The sequence below is a fragment of the Flavobacterium sedimenticola genome (assembly GCF_030053345.1).
In the GTDB taxonomy this organism is placed as follows: Bacteria; Bacteroidota; Bacteroidia; order Flavobacteriales; family Flavobacteriaceae; genus Flavobacterium; species Flavobacterium sedimenticola.
This window is the reverse complement of record NZ_JASGBP010000007.1, coordinates 22,973-38,097: the sequence shown is the minus strand read 5'-3', so window position 1 is coordinate 38,097 and position 15,125 is coordinate 22,973. Positions and strand designations below refer to the sequence as shown.

The window sequence follows — 15,125 nt, the reverse complement described above, 5'->3', positions numbered from 1 at the left end:
ATAATTAAAACTTAGATTTAAAATCAAGACACTTACCAGTAAAACTTTGACTACATAAGTATGCTATTGATATACCAGAAGTCCGGAAAGAAAAACACCCCAATTGCATATAATTTTAAGACTTACTTAATCAAAAAAGGGTCCACAATAAAAACCTTATGAGTTCCTTTCGGATACTAAATAAAAAAAGAAAAACACCACTTCTTATTAAGGTGCTTTTCTATTTTAAACTTGAAAACTGATTCTTTCTTATAGTAAAACTGATTTTGGAAAGCTGTCTAGCAGACTTAATAGATTAATAGATAGATTTCGAGTTATAAGGCTAAATAAAGACCAACTCATTCTTTTCCATCAGCTGTTTATACTTACCTTATCAATTTTTAACAAACTTTGCAGATACAATTTTATCATTTTCTCCTATCACCTTAATTAAATAAACACCTTGAGCAAGGTTGGAAACATCAAGAGTATTATTGGAGATGATTTTTAGATTAATTGCTTTACCATGCATATCATAACAAATAATTTCCTTTACAAGTTCCGAAGTATCAAATTGCAAAAAACCATTAGTTGGATTAGGAAAAAAGTTAATCTGTGGTTCACTGGCAAATTCATCCCTACTCAGTTGCGTTTCTGTGTAAATCTCTGTGCTATACAAATACCCACCATTGTTATAACCTGACGCGCAAATTAATTTCCACTCATTGTCAATATTCAAACTAGCACTATTTCCCGTAACCCATGCAGTAGGTTTCGATGGTAATTGTGTCCAAACATCTGTATCAACATTATAAAAATAACATTCATCGGAATTGGTATCAAAAGTATTGTCGGTGCTTCCACCTGTCATTATAATACCACCATTCCACGAATGGGCATCAAAAAAAGTCCTTGTTTGCCCCGGAAATGGTGTACCGGTTGTCCACGTAATGTTGGCACGATTATTTTGGTCTATGGTACCTATTCTTACCGTATTAAAATAATTGGGTGAAAAAAGTGCATTGGTGCCACACATGTATACCAATTTATTGCCATGAATAGTTAGCGCCCCCCAAGCAATACTTTGAAGTGGAGATGTCATAGGGGTTGCATCCCTCCATTTATTAGTAATTGCGTTAAAAACTCTAACCCTGCTATTGTATCCTGCTGTTACATAAATCAAACTATCTTGATAGGAAACAGCATCAGTATCTACAATATTAACCGGAAAATCGGCTTTATCTGCCCATGTATTTTGATTAATGCTGTATCGCCTAACCTTTTTAATAGCAGTTCCCGGCGTACTGGTTAGTCCGCCTATAATATAGATGCTGTCTTTTACTATAGCTGTCGATGCGCCTAGTATTCCCGTCGGAGCAGGTGCCATATCTTCCCAAACATTATTTGAAATATCATACCGCTGGTTTCTGGGAGTAATGTTACCCTCTGAGTCTCTACCGGATATTAAAAATAAATAACCACTATTAGTTGAGGTACTTTTATGAGCAGCTACATTACTGGCTCTAAAAGCTTGTGGAATGTCCTCACCCACAGTCCAGGTCTGAGCCATTCCACTGGCATTAACCATTACAGTTGTGACAATAATTTGAAATACTTTTTTTAAATTTTTCATGTGTACTTACTTTAATTTTTAATTGAATTTCTAAGAGATTAACGGCCTTTAGCTATTTTTTTACATCAATTCATTAGACTAAAACAATTCACCCAATTAAATCAATTGATTCAGAGTTTTTTTTTCATGTAATGAGAAAAAAATTTATTTGAGTAAACACTTACAGCAAACAAGCCATTTATAAACTTTTGATACTAAAATTAAATCTTATGTATTTCCTAAGGCAAAGTATAGCTTGGATCTGTTTTTTTGCTCAAAGCATAATTTACAAACTCATTCATAAGCTATAACTCATACACAAAAACAACGCACATGTATGATGATTGAAAAAATGTTAAGCATATTTCAAGAAAATCAAATATGGTACAAGGACTATACTTATTATTCTAAAAACATAAAAAAACATTACACAAAATTACTGGCAACAATTTCTTTTAAAAATACCTATAAATAGGTAATATAACTTACCTGTTATCAGGTATAATGACTAAATAAAGTATTGAATATTAATTCATTTCTACACAATAGCCGTTTTGATTTGTCTTTTGGATTGAATTATGCTTTAATCCATAAATAAACTCGAAAAACGACAATTATTTTCTCAAACATCCTTTCAAGCTGATTTGAATTAAAACAAATGAAATCATGGGCGGATTAAATTAAAGGTCGCATTCACCATTTTAGTATTAATACCTGCTATCAGGTAAAAGCATTTACACCTAATCAGGTATAGTTTTCTGAGTTTTACAATTCTAATTTTGGATATTGTTTATGTGTTATCTGTAAAGGCACAATAAACAAAATGCTATTAAAAACTAAAAAAAAAAAATTATGAAAAAGTTGTTACTTTGTATTATCCTGACAATGGGTTATTGTTCAGAGTTTAAAGCCCAAAACTGGACTTTTCACAAAAGTCTTCCTACTGACGTGATCCCAAAAGACATTGATTCCAACAATGCCGGCACCATGTTTATGCTAACCCAAGATCAACGAATATTTTACAAACCACTATCTAGTGGCACATGGACAGAAATTCCTACCTACAATTCGGGAGTGATGAATGCTAATTGTATTTCGGTGCACAAGAGCCAAAACTTTCTCGTTTATGGTGACTCTTATGCTGGCGGACTTGTTTACACCAGCAATCTTGGTTGGAATTGGAATCGTGAATGGTTTATCACAGGGGATAATACAGGGTTACATGAAGACATTATGGCCCTTAGTAATGAAAGAAATAATAATTTTTTTGGAGGTGGTTTTTTCATTGAAGGTTCTACTGTTTACCCCATAATAACTCGATATGGAACAGATGCCAGTGAAATGTATTTCTTAGACCCAACTAATGACGAAAATAGTACCCCGGAAGGGCTCTACTATACAAGCAATCTTAAACTTTTAATAGGTACTGAAGGTAACGGTATTTGGATCACCCAAAATAATGGCGATAGCTTTCAACAAACCAATTATTTTGAAAATAAGATAACCGATTTTGCCGAAACCAACACAGGCAGGGTTTATGCTCTGGGAAAAGAAACATTGACCAATACCTCGCTGTTGTTGTATTCTGATGATTACATCAATTGGACACCAACTGCACTTCCCAATACAACCGAAGATTTTACTACTATTTATTACGAAAATGCAACGAACAGTTTATGGGCGGGCAGCAAGTCGGGAATCTATAAATTATCTCTTGCAAATAGTGATAATGTTTGGGCGAGTAATAGTTTAAACAACCAAAACCCTATAATGGTAGAAATTATTGGCGATAACAATGGAGGATTGTATAGTTTTTCAACAGACAAAGGGGCGCAAAAAATGAATAGCACAGCCAGTGCCTGGAACAACATCAACAATGGCTTACACGGCTTGGTTGCATATCATGCCATAGGTCAAAACAACTCCATGGTAGCAGCAAATCGTTCCTCTAACAATGTTTCTGTAGCCAATACGTTTACTTCACCTTGGACAAAAACTTCTCTTCGTGCTGATCAACAAGCAGTAAATGGATTATATACTTTACCTAATGGAAAAATATTTGCCTCTTTAGGAAAAAGTTTAAAAAAATCAATCGATAATGGTCAAACTTACTCCGATATTACACCCTCAAATTTCAATAATGGTGTAATTGATGTATTCAGAACAGGAGAAGCTGGAAGCCTGTTTGCCGTGGGAAGAAACAATCGAATGAGAGTGTATTGGTCTCAAAACGAAGGCCAAAATTGGTCTGTGCTAAACACTTTTACATCAAATGACCCTGGTGCCTATGTCAGAGATGTGTCCCAAGATGCAAATGGTGTAATTTTTGTGATTGTAGAATCAACAGACTCCTTTTTTGGACAATTTAAAGTATATTACAGTACCGATCAAGGTGTAACATGGAGTTCAAGAACCATGGTCAACAGCAACCTAAATGGATTTAACAACTTATTATCCAAAAACGATCGCACTTTTGTTGTCATTGGCGGCAAATATTTTAAATTCAACTTCGCTACTGCAACCAATACGTTTGTACAAGTTTTACCCCCTAGCGGCTTTCAATTCATATCAGTCTTGAGTGTTGACAACAATTACAATTATTATTGCATTTTAAATAGCAACGTCTACAAGTCAACCAATGAAGGGCAAAGTTGGACGAATATGGGTACCCCCGGTGTAACACGTCATCCTTATGTGCAAGATAACGACAACAGTAGCAAAGTTGTACTTTTCGATAATCAAAATAATGCTTACATCAAAATTAATAATGCCTTAGATCCAACAGAATCGGGTTATTATAAATTGAACCAAACACTTGATATTAACGATGCTGATTTGGATAATCTTATCTCAATTTACCCTAATCCTGCACAAAACCTAATAAACATTAATACCAACAATATTATCAAAGAAATTGCAATATATGATTTGTTGGGTAAAAGGGTTTCCGCTACCCCGATTACAGAAAATACAATAGATGTTTCTCAACTCTCAAAAGGGATATACATTGTTGAAGTTACGGGTGATAACGATGCTGTTTTTTCAACTAAATTTATAAAAGAATAATACATAGGGTTAATTCAAAAGGGTAGTCTAATTCCAATTAGAAAAACCGTTAAAAAGGATAGCAAAGTTTGCTATCCTTTTTTCATATAATCTAAAAAAAACAAAGTAGTGATACGAGTTTAAAAGAAATTGGCCCAACTTGAAGTAATAAAAAATACCTGATTTCAGGTAGTAGTAATTACACGTTATCAGGTATAGATTTCAACATATTATGGTCATAATTTTGGGTGATTAAATTTGATTTTTTCTCTCTATAATTATTAGAGAATATTGAATAAAAAGTTGCTAAATAAAAATTTTTAAAAAAAACAATGCTATGAAAATTAAAAATTACTTATTGAGTTTGGCACTGTTCGCCAATTGCTTCGTAGCACTCAATGCGCAAACGTGGTCCTTTTACAAAGAATTACCGGTAAACGTTACTCCGGTAGACATTGACGTTAATAACGCCGGAACATTCTTCATGCTGTCCGCAGACAATCGTTTTTTCTACAAACCGTTAAATGGCAATTGGCAGGAAATGAGCAATGGCGATGGTACAGCACCTATTAGCCCGCAAAACATTTCTTGTCAAAAAAATTCAAATACTATCTTTGTGGGAGACTCATTCGGAGGCGGTATTTATTACACTTCAGACTTCGGACAAACTTGGAATCAGACTTTTCTGGAAACCAATCCTGTGTCAGGATTTCATGAGCCTGTTTACGAACTAACCGATGTAACTTCTGCTAACAACTTTTTTGGAGGCAGCTTCGGTAGTTTTCTACAACCTTACATTATACGTTACACCAATGGAGGTCAAAGCGGTCAAATATTTGAATTTGACCCTACTGATAATCCTCAAAATATTCCCGCTGAATTATTACTTACTCAGGATAATGCATTATTGATTGGAACAGATAATGGAGGTATTTGGATTACTCAAAACAACGGACAAACCTTTCAACAAACTAATTTCAACCAACATCAAGTTTATCGTTTTGCAGAAGATAGTGCCACCGGTAGGGTTTATGCTTTGGGACAAAACCTTTCTCAAAATCAGCTTTTCTTAATCTACTCCGATGATTACATTAATTGGACCCCTATGCCGTTACCAAACAACAACGAAAAATATACTTGCTTGTTTTTTGATGACGCTACTCAATCGCTTTGGTTAGGTAGTGAAAGTGGTATTCATAAAATGTTTGTAAATGGTGGTGGGCAAATTTGGTCAAGTACATTATTCAACAATCCGCAACAATTTTCTGTTGAAATTATAGCGGATAGCAATAATACCATTTACAATTTTAACAAACAGTACATCGCCCAAAAGTTAACAAATGGAAACAGTTGGACACCACAAATTCAAGGTTTAAGAGGAACAATTACCACTTTCCTGTTTGACAACAACAACCGCATTTACAGCTCGAGCTATTTTAACAGTACCATTTCATTTGCAACCGGTCAGTCATCCCCTTGGGAGAATCAGGTAATAGGTAATCTTACCCCGATGAATCGAATATTCAAAACAAATGACAATACTATTTATGCCACAAAAGCCAATCAAATTTTAAAATCGGTTGACTCAGGATTAACCTATACTTTACTCAATAATCCGGGTGCCTTTCCTCTTCTGGGACTTGTAAATTATTTTGTTTCAGATGATGGAACCATTTTTGCCATTCACAACTTTTCAACAGACGTTTTATATGTTTCTGAAGACGATGGTAATACATGGAATATGATGCATGATTTTGACCCACAGTCTAATTTACGGAGAGTCCAAAATATTTCCAAAGATTCTAGCGGAAGAATCTGCGTAACTTTACAAGACACGGCCATTGGTACTGAAGAATTTATTTATTCCATTGACAATGGTGCAACGTGGCAAAACTTTACTGCTCCGGAATCACTCGCATTTATGCCAAGTGGTTATTTTTATGCCAAAGGCGATGACACTTACTTTGTGTTAGACGGTCAGCAACTTTTTAGAGTCATAAACAATCCTTTACCGGAATTAGCACCAGTAAATTTACCATTTGCACCTTACTTTACTAGTGATGTAGGTATTGGCAACTTTAAGGTAAATCATCTGGACCATATGTTTTTTTACAGTGGCTTTGAACTTTACAAGTCTGAAGATAAAGGAATTACCTGGATTAATTTAGGCAGACCTCAAGAACTAAATCCTACCAACCCTTATATTGAAGATTACAACTTTGATTCAGTGGGTGATGCTTATGTTATTGTCGACAGCAGAGCAATAAATAATAATGTTAGAGGTATTTACAAAGTAACCCAAAACCTATTGGTCAATAATCCTAATGCTACTAGTATTAGCATTTATCCAAACCCGGTTAAAAACACTTTGAATTTCAATATACAAGGAACTGTGAAAGACATAACCATATTTGATGTTACAGGAAAAAAAATAATGGAAAAGCAAAACTGGAATTCAAATGCTATTGAAATAGGTAACCTAACAAATGGAGTTTATTTTGTAAATATAGTTACCTCAGAAGAAACAAACAGCACAATAAAATTTATTAAAGAATAGTCATGTTAAAAAGAATTTTTTTCTTGTTCTTAACGATAGGCTCTCTATCAGTTAACGCACAGATTGAATCAATAGGCTCTAAAGAATATGGAAGGCTTTTTGATTTTACCTACCACCCTACAGCTGAAAATGTTGTTTTTGCAACAACAGCTTACAATCACATTCTAAAATCGGATAACAATGGAGAGAGTTGGAATCTTTTTTACACCTTTCCTGAAAAGTTAACTCAAATTACGAAACTTAAAATTCTCGGAAATGATAGATTAAGTTTTGTTGTCCATGGCGGGTCAGTTGATCTTAATAATAATAGTATATATGTACTTGACATAAATAGTGGAACATTAATCATGCAATACAATGCGCCAATTCCTGTGGGTAGTACTACTATCAACATTACATCGTATGACATTTATCAATCTAATCCTAACATATTAATTGTTCAAGAGTGGTATGAAATAGGACTTGGGGTAGAGGCAAGAGTATACTATTCAAATAATGCAGGCAATTCTTGGAGTGAAATATATTACAATGTGACAAACAACGGTATTTTTCCGTCGTCAGTAGCAATTAGTCCGTCAAATCCCTCAAAATTATTTATGTGTAGAGTTGGAGGATTTGATCCTAATGATTGGGGAGGCTTATTGATATCCGATGACGCAGGGCAAACCTGGACTGAAAAAATGTCCGGTATTGAATTTGACGCTCTAGAATTCCATCCAATAAATTCAAGCGAAATATTACTCGGGAGCCGTTACGATACCCTAGAAAAAAATCTTTACAGATCACTGGATAATGGAGACACATGGACAGTTGCAATTCCTAATTACTCATCATATTTTGAAGATGGTATTTTAAACATTACTTATAACAAACAAAATCCTAATAAATGTATATTCTATACCCCAAAAGATATTGTAGTAACCGACGATAATTTTACAACGTTCACCCAGTATAATCATCCTAACGGAGAAACTGATGCAAACAGTTACTACTTCGGATATTCAACCACTTTCAATCCCTTCAATTCGGATGAAATTTTTATTTCTAATAATAATTACCCTTTTTTTTCATCAAATTTTGGAGGCACTTTACAAAAAATAGAAACGACTTTCTCAAGCAATAATGGAAAAACGGAAGTGGTAGAAAATAACTTAGAATCGCATTTGTATTACGGTATCCAAAATGGATTTATTCATGTTAACAATCTATCAAACATTGTAACACCAATTTCTGTAGTTCCAATCACAAATTATGTAAATTTTAGTAGTTCTCATTTTTTTGATAAAAATAGAATTGGCAGAACCTACAGTTTCAATTTTGGTTTTTCAGGTGCAAGTATGGTCTTTAGTAACGATCATGGTGAAAATATCGGATTCACTGCTATTTCAAATCAATTTCTTCATACCGTCGATTCTTCTCCTAATAATACAAATATTGTTTGGGCTTCTTTTTCTAATGATTTTGAGCATAGCGAATTGATTAATTTTAATGTAGCGGATTTAGATAATATTCAACAAACACCGATAAACCTGCCAGAATCAGGCATCGTTCTTGCCATAGCGCATGATCAATTTAATGAAGGCACCAAAATTATTGCCCTAAATAGTAAAATCTATTTTACGAATGATAACGGATTAACCTGGGAAGAACGAAGTGCTGGTCTTGATGATTTACTGAACTCCAACGGTTTTATTTTTTCTATTTTTAAAGATCCATCTGATAACAATAAGATTTTATTAGGAACATCAAACGGAGTGTATCAAAGTAACAATTACGGTATTAATTGGAGTCAAATACTAACTGGACTTGTGACTCACAAAGTTATTTGTTCACCATCAAACCCTAATGTTATAATTGCAATATCCAATGATTCTGCAATATCCGAACTTACAATCAAATACACTGAAGATGGAGGTGCGAGTTGGAGCACGATTACAAGTGGACAATTAGAATATATTTATGCCTCAGAATCCACCTGTCAATTTACACCAACATCCGCTATAGTTTACATTAACACAACTGATCTAGGACTAGTGAAATATGAAATTGAACTAAACAGTTTGTCCAATCCTAATTTTGATCAAAATAACGACTTTATAGTCTCTCCAAATCCGGCAAGGGAATTTATTACCGTAGTCTCTAATTCTGATAGCTTAGTTTCAACGCTCAGCATTTATGATATGTCCGGAAAAAAAATAAAAGACATTTCCAACCAACAGCACATAGACATAAGCTCTTTAGAAAATGGCATCTATTTGATTAAAATAGTTTCTACAGAAAACGTAATTGAATATCATAAAATCGTTAAAGAATAATGAAAATCTGCATCCTTTTTTTAATTGTAAGTTGTACAACCTACTGTCAACCGGTATTAACATCTAATAATTACTTTCAAATTGGTGATAATATTTTAGTAGCACATAAATTGGATATAGAACTACTCGATTATACGCCTGGCCCATCAGGTCAAAATATCGTTTGGGATTTCTCCGGTGTAAATTTTGAGCATCCGGCTGTTACTACAAATAGCTTGAGCTTTATTGAGCCAACAGGAACACCATTTTATCCGGGTTTTATGGATGCCGATTATTCTGAATCCAACCTGTGCTGTTTACTCTTAACTGAAGATGACACCAGTCCTTCAAACAATCAGTACAACTATTTTAAAAAAGATAATGACGGTGTTGTTTACCTGGGTCAATGGGCCGATAACCCGGTCACTGAACTCTGGAATGACCAATACATTAACCCAATCAATGAAATTAGTTTTCCATTAACCTACGGACAAACGACATCCGACACATTTGAACGGACTTACACCGATTATTCAGGTGGTATGTCAATTCAAGTGAATGGCAATGTAACTATTAATGCTGATGGCTATGGAACATTAATAACCCCAGATAATGTGATAATCAATAATGTAATAAGACTACATCGCACCGAAAATGGCAATGTTACACAAGCAGAGGGCAGTTACGCCTATCAAAAACAATCATTCATTTGGTATGCTGAAGACAGAAGAGGCTTTATCATAAAATTGGACATGTCGATTAATGATCCGTCTCAAATAGACACGGCCGACTTCAATAAATCAAGTTCTTTGGGTGTTGTCGAAAACCACCAAAATCTTGTAAGCGTTTACCCTATTCCAACAAATGATTTTTTGAATATTCAGAGTAATTATGATGTTAAAGAAGTTGAGTTATACAATGCTTCCGGAAGTTTAATCTATCGAATGAATCCTGTTAACAACAAGCTGGATACATCTAATTTGACAAAAGGAATATACTTAGTAAAAACCAAACTGGAGAATGGCAAAGTTATTATAACCAAAATCACGAAAAATTAATAAATCACCAAAACACTAGTCAAAAATCAATACCCAATCTAATCTATGAACTATACAAAAAATTTGGATTTATCTCACGACAAGATCAATAGTGTACTTTGGTTAAAAATTGGAGTTCCTCACGAGCTGCATTACTCCTATAAAACGATTTGTGATTTTTATGAAGAATTACCTAAAATAAAAAAAACAATCATCAATGAAAATATAAAGTTTCTGGTCATAAAGTCTCCCAATCCCACAGTTTGGAATATGGGTGGTGATTTGGAGTTTTTTATTGATTGCATCAAACAAAATAATTATCCCGCTTTAAAAGACTATGCTTACAAGTGTGTTGAAGGCGTTCACATGATTAACAAAGCGTTTGAAACATCTTGTTCCGTGATATGCTTATTGGAAGGGAACGCTTATGGAGGTGGTTTTGAATGCGCCTTATCTGCCGACTATATTATAGCTGAGGAACAGGTTAAATGCAGTTTTCCGGAAACTATATTTGATACATTTCCGGGTATGGGCGCATACAGTTTTCTAACAAGAAAAGTGGGATACGAAAAAGCCCATCAATTAATTCAATCCAATCAAAAATGGGAAGCAAAAGACTTAGAAGAAATGAATCTAATATGGAAATGTGTAGAAAAAGATTGTGCAATTACCACACTTCTAAAAGGATTCAAGGAGGACTTGTTTAAACCCAAAAACGAATTCGAAAAAGCGTGTAAAGTCCCTCCTAAAGAAGAGCTCTTAACCATAGTTGATATTTGGTTGAATGGCATCATGAATTTGGATGAAAAAACAATAGCTATAATGGAAAAGATTGTGGCCAACCAAAAAAAACTGGTGCTAAAACAAAAAACAGCTAACTAAAATTCTTAAATAAAAATAATTATGAAAAAAATGCCATTTTTAAAGTTAACGCTTTTCGCATTAACCCTTCTACTCTTTGCATGTAGTAGTGATAACGACAGTAACTCAAATACTGGATTAGGCCCGGGAAAATGGAAATTAGGTTCCTATACTTTTACCAGAGGAGTGAGCAATCAATCCGGGACTCCTGCCAATGATGGCCAATTATTCGTAATTGTATGCTCCACGTCTGGTGCGGGTAACTTAGGTGAATATTCAGGAAGCGCTATTACTTGTGAATTCTTTGACAGAGGTGCAGGTGAATATACCATTGTAGATAACAACACTTTTGGTGAATTAGTAAATCCCACCGAAAAATACATTTATATCGACTGTTCAATAGGAACAGCTACTACTACCGGTAGTGCGTTGTATGGTTGTCAATCAACAACAAAAAAAGCCATCATTACAATTGAAAATAATCAATACAAAGTCACAGTTCCCGAAGAGATTCAAATGACTAAAATTCTTGATGTCAACGGTGGTATTGACGGAGCGGCAACAACGTATTCCTTTGGATGCAATAAAATTTATTAACCCAACAAGAGTGGTACCAGCGGGGGTAATATTAGTTAGGTGATATTATTAAATGTTTAGTTGATAATCGCTGTGCCACTCTTTTGAAAAATGAAAAAATTATAATAACCTTAATACAAATAAAAATGAAAAAAAACATCGTAACTTTTGTGTTGCTCGTAGCAACAATGAAAATTTGGGCTATTGATCGTATAGTTCAAGAAAATGGTCCTACAGGAACCTTTAGCAGCATCTCAGCTGCCATAACCGCTTCAGTTGATGGAGACCGCATCATCATTCACCCAAAAATTGGAGGCAATCCCTATATTGAGGACCTTACAATCAATAAAGCCTTAGAGTTTTTATCTGCCGAAGATGGCAACCGCTACAAAATACAAGGTAATGTTACCATAGCTGCTGCGGTAAACCGAAAAGTGACCATTATTGGGGCACATTTAGTGGCTGGTAATATCATAGCAAACGGTACCGGATGGCCAACCACATTAAATGTAATGGGCTGTTTACTTAATGGCGGAGATATCAATGCCAGTAACCAATTCAAGGCCGCTATTGTTTCTAACATCTTAGAAAACGGTAGTATTCTTTTATCACATGGCAACGTAATTGGAAATGAATTGAAAACTGAGACCAAGAGTATTTTTATTTCAAATTCCACCTCAGTGTCAAACGATACTATGTCAATTATTGGAAATAAAACGCCAAGAATTACTTGCACATCTGATATTTTTTTGAACATAATAAATAATTTTATTGCAAGAGTCAACTCAACTACAACGAATTTCTTTTCTATACATTACACTTTTAGTAGTTCACTCTACAAATTAAAAATTATTAATAATACAATTATAACACCTAGATCCAACTCTACTTCAACTGTTTTTAGTGATAATACTTATCTCTGGTTAGAATCTTTTGCAACAATAAAAAATAATATATTCCAATTTTCAACTCCTAATGGATCTGTAAATAGAGCTAATACTTTTAATGTTGTAGGTTTTAGTAGTTCATACAATTACTATTTCACAAGCAATATTCGTATAGCTAACACAAGTACCGAAGTAAACCTTACAGATGCGCCGGTTACCCCCACAACAGGACAACTCATCACATCTACTTTGGCTCAAAACGGTGCCGATCCAAGCTTTGAATTTTATGACCTAGACCTAACTGTAGGTGATGCCGGCTGTTACGGTGGTTCTTATAGTTTAAATAATTATTTCCCTATTACCGGAAGTTCTCGAGTGTATAATATCGACATGCCTTTTGGAATCACCACTACAGGAGCACCTTTAGAGATTAAAGCGGATGGTTTCGACCGTTAATGCATATTTAAAATAGAAATATGAAGAATTTAAAACTATTGGCTATACTCTTGCTCGCTTGTTGGCACGGCTATTCCCAAAAAATTATTCAAGCCGAATTTTTTTGGAATACCGATCCCGGCGAAGGACAAGGAATAGCGCTCGTAGCTGCCGATGGCAACTTTAACAGCGCATTGGAAACAGTCATCAATAGTAATGCTGCTTTACCGCCAACTGGAAGTAACGTTTTAGGAGTTCGCATAAAAGGTGAAAACGGGAACTGGTCACCCGTATTCCGCAAAGTTATTCGAGTGGTAAATGGCATTAGCAGTAATAATTTAGTAAAGATTACACAGGCCGAGTATTTTTGGGACAATGATCCGGGTGAAGGACAAGGAATATCCCTTTTGGCTTTTGATGGAAACTTCAATCAAGCTATAGAAACGGTTTTTAACAGTACTGCCAATTTACCTGCTGTTGGCAATCATGTTTTGGGATTGCGCGTCAAAGCCAATGATGGCAACTGGGGCCCGGTATATCGAAAATTTTTTCGTCTCTCCCAAAATAACAACACGAATTTGTCTCTAAAAATTACGCAAGCCGAATACTTTTGGGACAATGATCCGGGTGTAGGACAAGGAACGGCACTATTAGCGTTTGATGGAAACTTTAACCAAGCAATGGAAACTGTTTTTACCAATAATGCTAATTTACCCTCCGTTGGAAATCACGTCTTGGGATTACGCGTCAAAGCCAATGATGGCAATTGGAGCCCAGTGTATCGAAAAGTTTTTCGCCTCTCCCAAAATAATAACACAAATCTGTCTCTAAAAATTACGCAAGCTGAATACTTTTGGGACAATGATCCGGGCATAGGACAAGGAACAGCCCTATTAGCCTTTGATGGAAATTTCAATCAAGCTATAGAAACGATTTTTACTAGCAGTGCTTCTTTACCTGCCATTGGCAATCATGTCCTAGGATTAAGAGTAAAAGCAGACGATGGAAATTGGGGAACCGTATTCAGAAAAGTATTTCGTCTATCAGAAAACAACAACACAAACAATCTTGTGAAATTGACTCAAGCCGAATACTTTTGGAATACTGACCCGGGCCAAGGTAATGGTTTGGCGATGGTAGCTTTTGATGGTAATTTCAGTGATGCAATGGAAACCATCTTAAGCACCAACGCTTCATTACCATCATCAGGTGTAAACTTATTAAATGTAAGAGCGAAGGCAAGTGACGGCAATTGGGGGCCGGTATATTCAAAAGTAGTTGGAGTAAACATAACGTATGATACCAGTGTAATTCTGATTTCACCGGCTAATGGAACCATAAATCAGCCAACAACAGGGAACTTTGTCTGGAACGGAATCACAGGAGTAGCAAATTATGAATACCAATGCGCTACCGATAGTAACTTTAATAACATCGTATTATCCGGTATAGTGAATAATACAACCGTACCCTTTTCTGGACTTTCTGTAAATACTACATATTATTGGAGAGTTCGAGTAAACATGTCAGGCAATGTTAGTTTATGGTCAGCTGTATGGAACTTTACAACCGACAGCAATTTAACTAACAATGAGGTGGCTCTAAATTCTACTTTCCTCTACCCCGTTCCTACCAAAGAATTTCTCATACTGAAAAGTAGTTTTGATACTGCGTTCCATTATGAAATATTGGCAATTGATGGTAAATCAATTCAGACAGGAACAATATTTTCAGATGACCAAATAAATGTATCCCGATTACCATCTGGCGCTTATCTAATGAAATTAGACAATAATTCAACAGTAACTACGCTGCGGTTTATTAAAGAATAAAAAGCCTAAA

Annotated in this window: 9 protein-coding genes; 8 read left to right on the top strand and 1 reads right to left on the bottom strand. The window is 34.9% G+C overall.

Annotation, left to right across the window (positions count from 1 at the left end):
- Window positions 1-373: 373 nt before the first annotated feature.
- Complete coding sequence (locus QHT84_RS10790; RefSeq protein WP_283239577.1) at window positions 374-1,612, bottom strand: T9SS type A sorting domain-containing protein; 1,239 nt, start codon at window positions 1,610-1,612, stop codon at window positions 374-376.
- Window positions 1,613-2,443: 831 nt separating this feature from the next.
- Here QHT84_RS10790 and QHT84_RS10785 point away from each other — a divergent pair.
- The 8 genes from QHT84_RS10785 to QHT84_RS10750 all read left to right on the top strand — a co-directional run bounded on the left by QHT84_RS10785 (window position 2,444) and on the right by QHT84_RS10750 (window position 15,115).
- Window positions 2,444-4,657, top strand: a complete 2,214-nt coding sequence (locus tag QHT84_RS10785) for a T9SS type A sorting domain-containing protein (RefSeq protein ID WP_283239576.1) — start codon at window positions 2,444-2,446, stop codon at window positions 4,655-4,657.
- 316 nt (window positions 4,658-4,973) lie between these two features.
- The gene (locus QHT84_RS10780; RefSeq protein WP_283239575.1) at window positions 4,974-7,193 is read left to right on the top strand and encodes a T9SS type A sorting domain-containing protein; all 2,220 of its coding nucleotides are present in this window, start codon (window positions 4,974-4,976) and stop codon (window positions 7,191-7,193) included.
- Between the two features lie 2 nt (window positions 7,194-7,195).
- A complete protein-coding gene (locus QHT84_RS10775) occupies window positions 7,196-9,508 on the top strand; it encodes a VPS10 domain-containing protein (RefSeq protein ID WP_283239574.1) in 2,313 nt (770 codons plus the stop codon).
- Entirely contained in the window at window positions 9,508-10,545 is a 1,038-nt protein-coding gene (locus QHT84_RS10770; protein WP_283239573.1) for a T9SS type A sorting domain-containing protein, read from the top strand. Before QHT84_RS10775 ends, QHT84_RS10770 begins: the two co-directional genes overlap by 1 nt.
- Before the next feature lie 45 nt (window positions 10,546-10,590).
- The gene (locus QHT84_RS10765) at window positions 10,591-11,406 is read left to right on the top strand and encodes a crotonase/enoyl-CoA hydratase family protein (protein WP_283239572.1); all 816 of its coding nucleotides are present in this window, start codon (window positions 10,591-10,593) and stop codon (window positions 11,404-11,406) included.
- Window positions 11,407-11,427: 21 nt separating this feature from the next.
- Window positions 11,428-11,982 (top strand): hypothetical protein, encoded by a 555-nt coding sequence (locus QHT84_RS10760; RefSeq protein WP_283239571.1) that lies wholly within the window; start codon window positions 11,428-11,430, stop codon window positions 11,980-11,982.
- 125 nt (window positions 11,983-12,107) lie between these two features.
- A complete protein-coding gene (locus tag QHT84_RS10755; protein ID WP_283239570.1) occupies window positions 12,108-13,304 on the top strand; it encodes a hypothetical protein in 1,197 nt (398 codons plus the stop codon).
- A gap of 20 nt (window positions 13,305-13,324) precedes the next feature.
- Window positions 13,325-15,115 carry a T9SS type A sorting domain-containing protein gene (locus QHT84_RS10750; RefSeq protein WP_283239569.1) on the top strand — a complete coding sequence of 597 codons (1,791 nt, stop codon included), beginning with the start codon at window positions 13,325-13,327 and terminating at the stop codon, window positions 15,113-15,115.
- Window positions 15,116-15,125: the final 10 nt, after the last annotated feature.

Coding starts and splice junctions, on each gene's coding strand:
- QHT84_RS10790 (WP_283239577.1), bottom strand. CDS start 1,612: ATGAAAAATTTAAAAAAAGTATTTCAAATTATTGTCACAACTGTAATG.
- QHT84_RS10785 (WP_283239576.1), top strand. CDS start 2,444: ATGAAAAAGTTGTTACTTTGTATTATCCTGACAATGGGTTATTGTTCA.
- QHT84_RS10780 (WP_283239575.1), top strand. CDS start 4,974: ATGAAAATTAAAAATTACTTATTGAGTTTGGCACTGTTCGCCAATTGC.
- QHT84_RS10775 (WP_283239574.1), top strand. CDS start 7,196: ATGTTAAAAAGAATTTTTTTCTTGTTCTTAACGATAGGCTCTCTATCA.
- QHT84_RS10770 (WP_283239573.1), top strand. CDS start 9,508: ATGAAAATCTGCATCCTTTTTTTAATTGTAAGTTGTACAACCTACTGT.
- QHT84_RS10765 (WP_283239572.1), top strand. CDS start 10,591: ATGAACTATACAAAAAATTTGGATTTATCTCACGACAAGATCAATAGT.
- QHT84_RS10760 (WP_283239571.1), top strand. CDS start 11,428: ATGAAAAAAATGCCATTTTTAAAGTTAACGCTTTTCGCATTAACCCTT.
- QHT84_RS10755 (WP_283239570.1), top strand. CDS start 12,108: ATGAAAAAAAACATCGTAACTTTTGTGTTGCTCGTAGCAACAATGAAA.
- QHT84_RS10750 (WP_283239569.1), top strand. CDS start 13,325: ATGAAGAATTTAAAACTATTGGCTATACTCTTGCTCGCTTGTTGGCAC.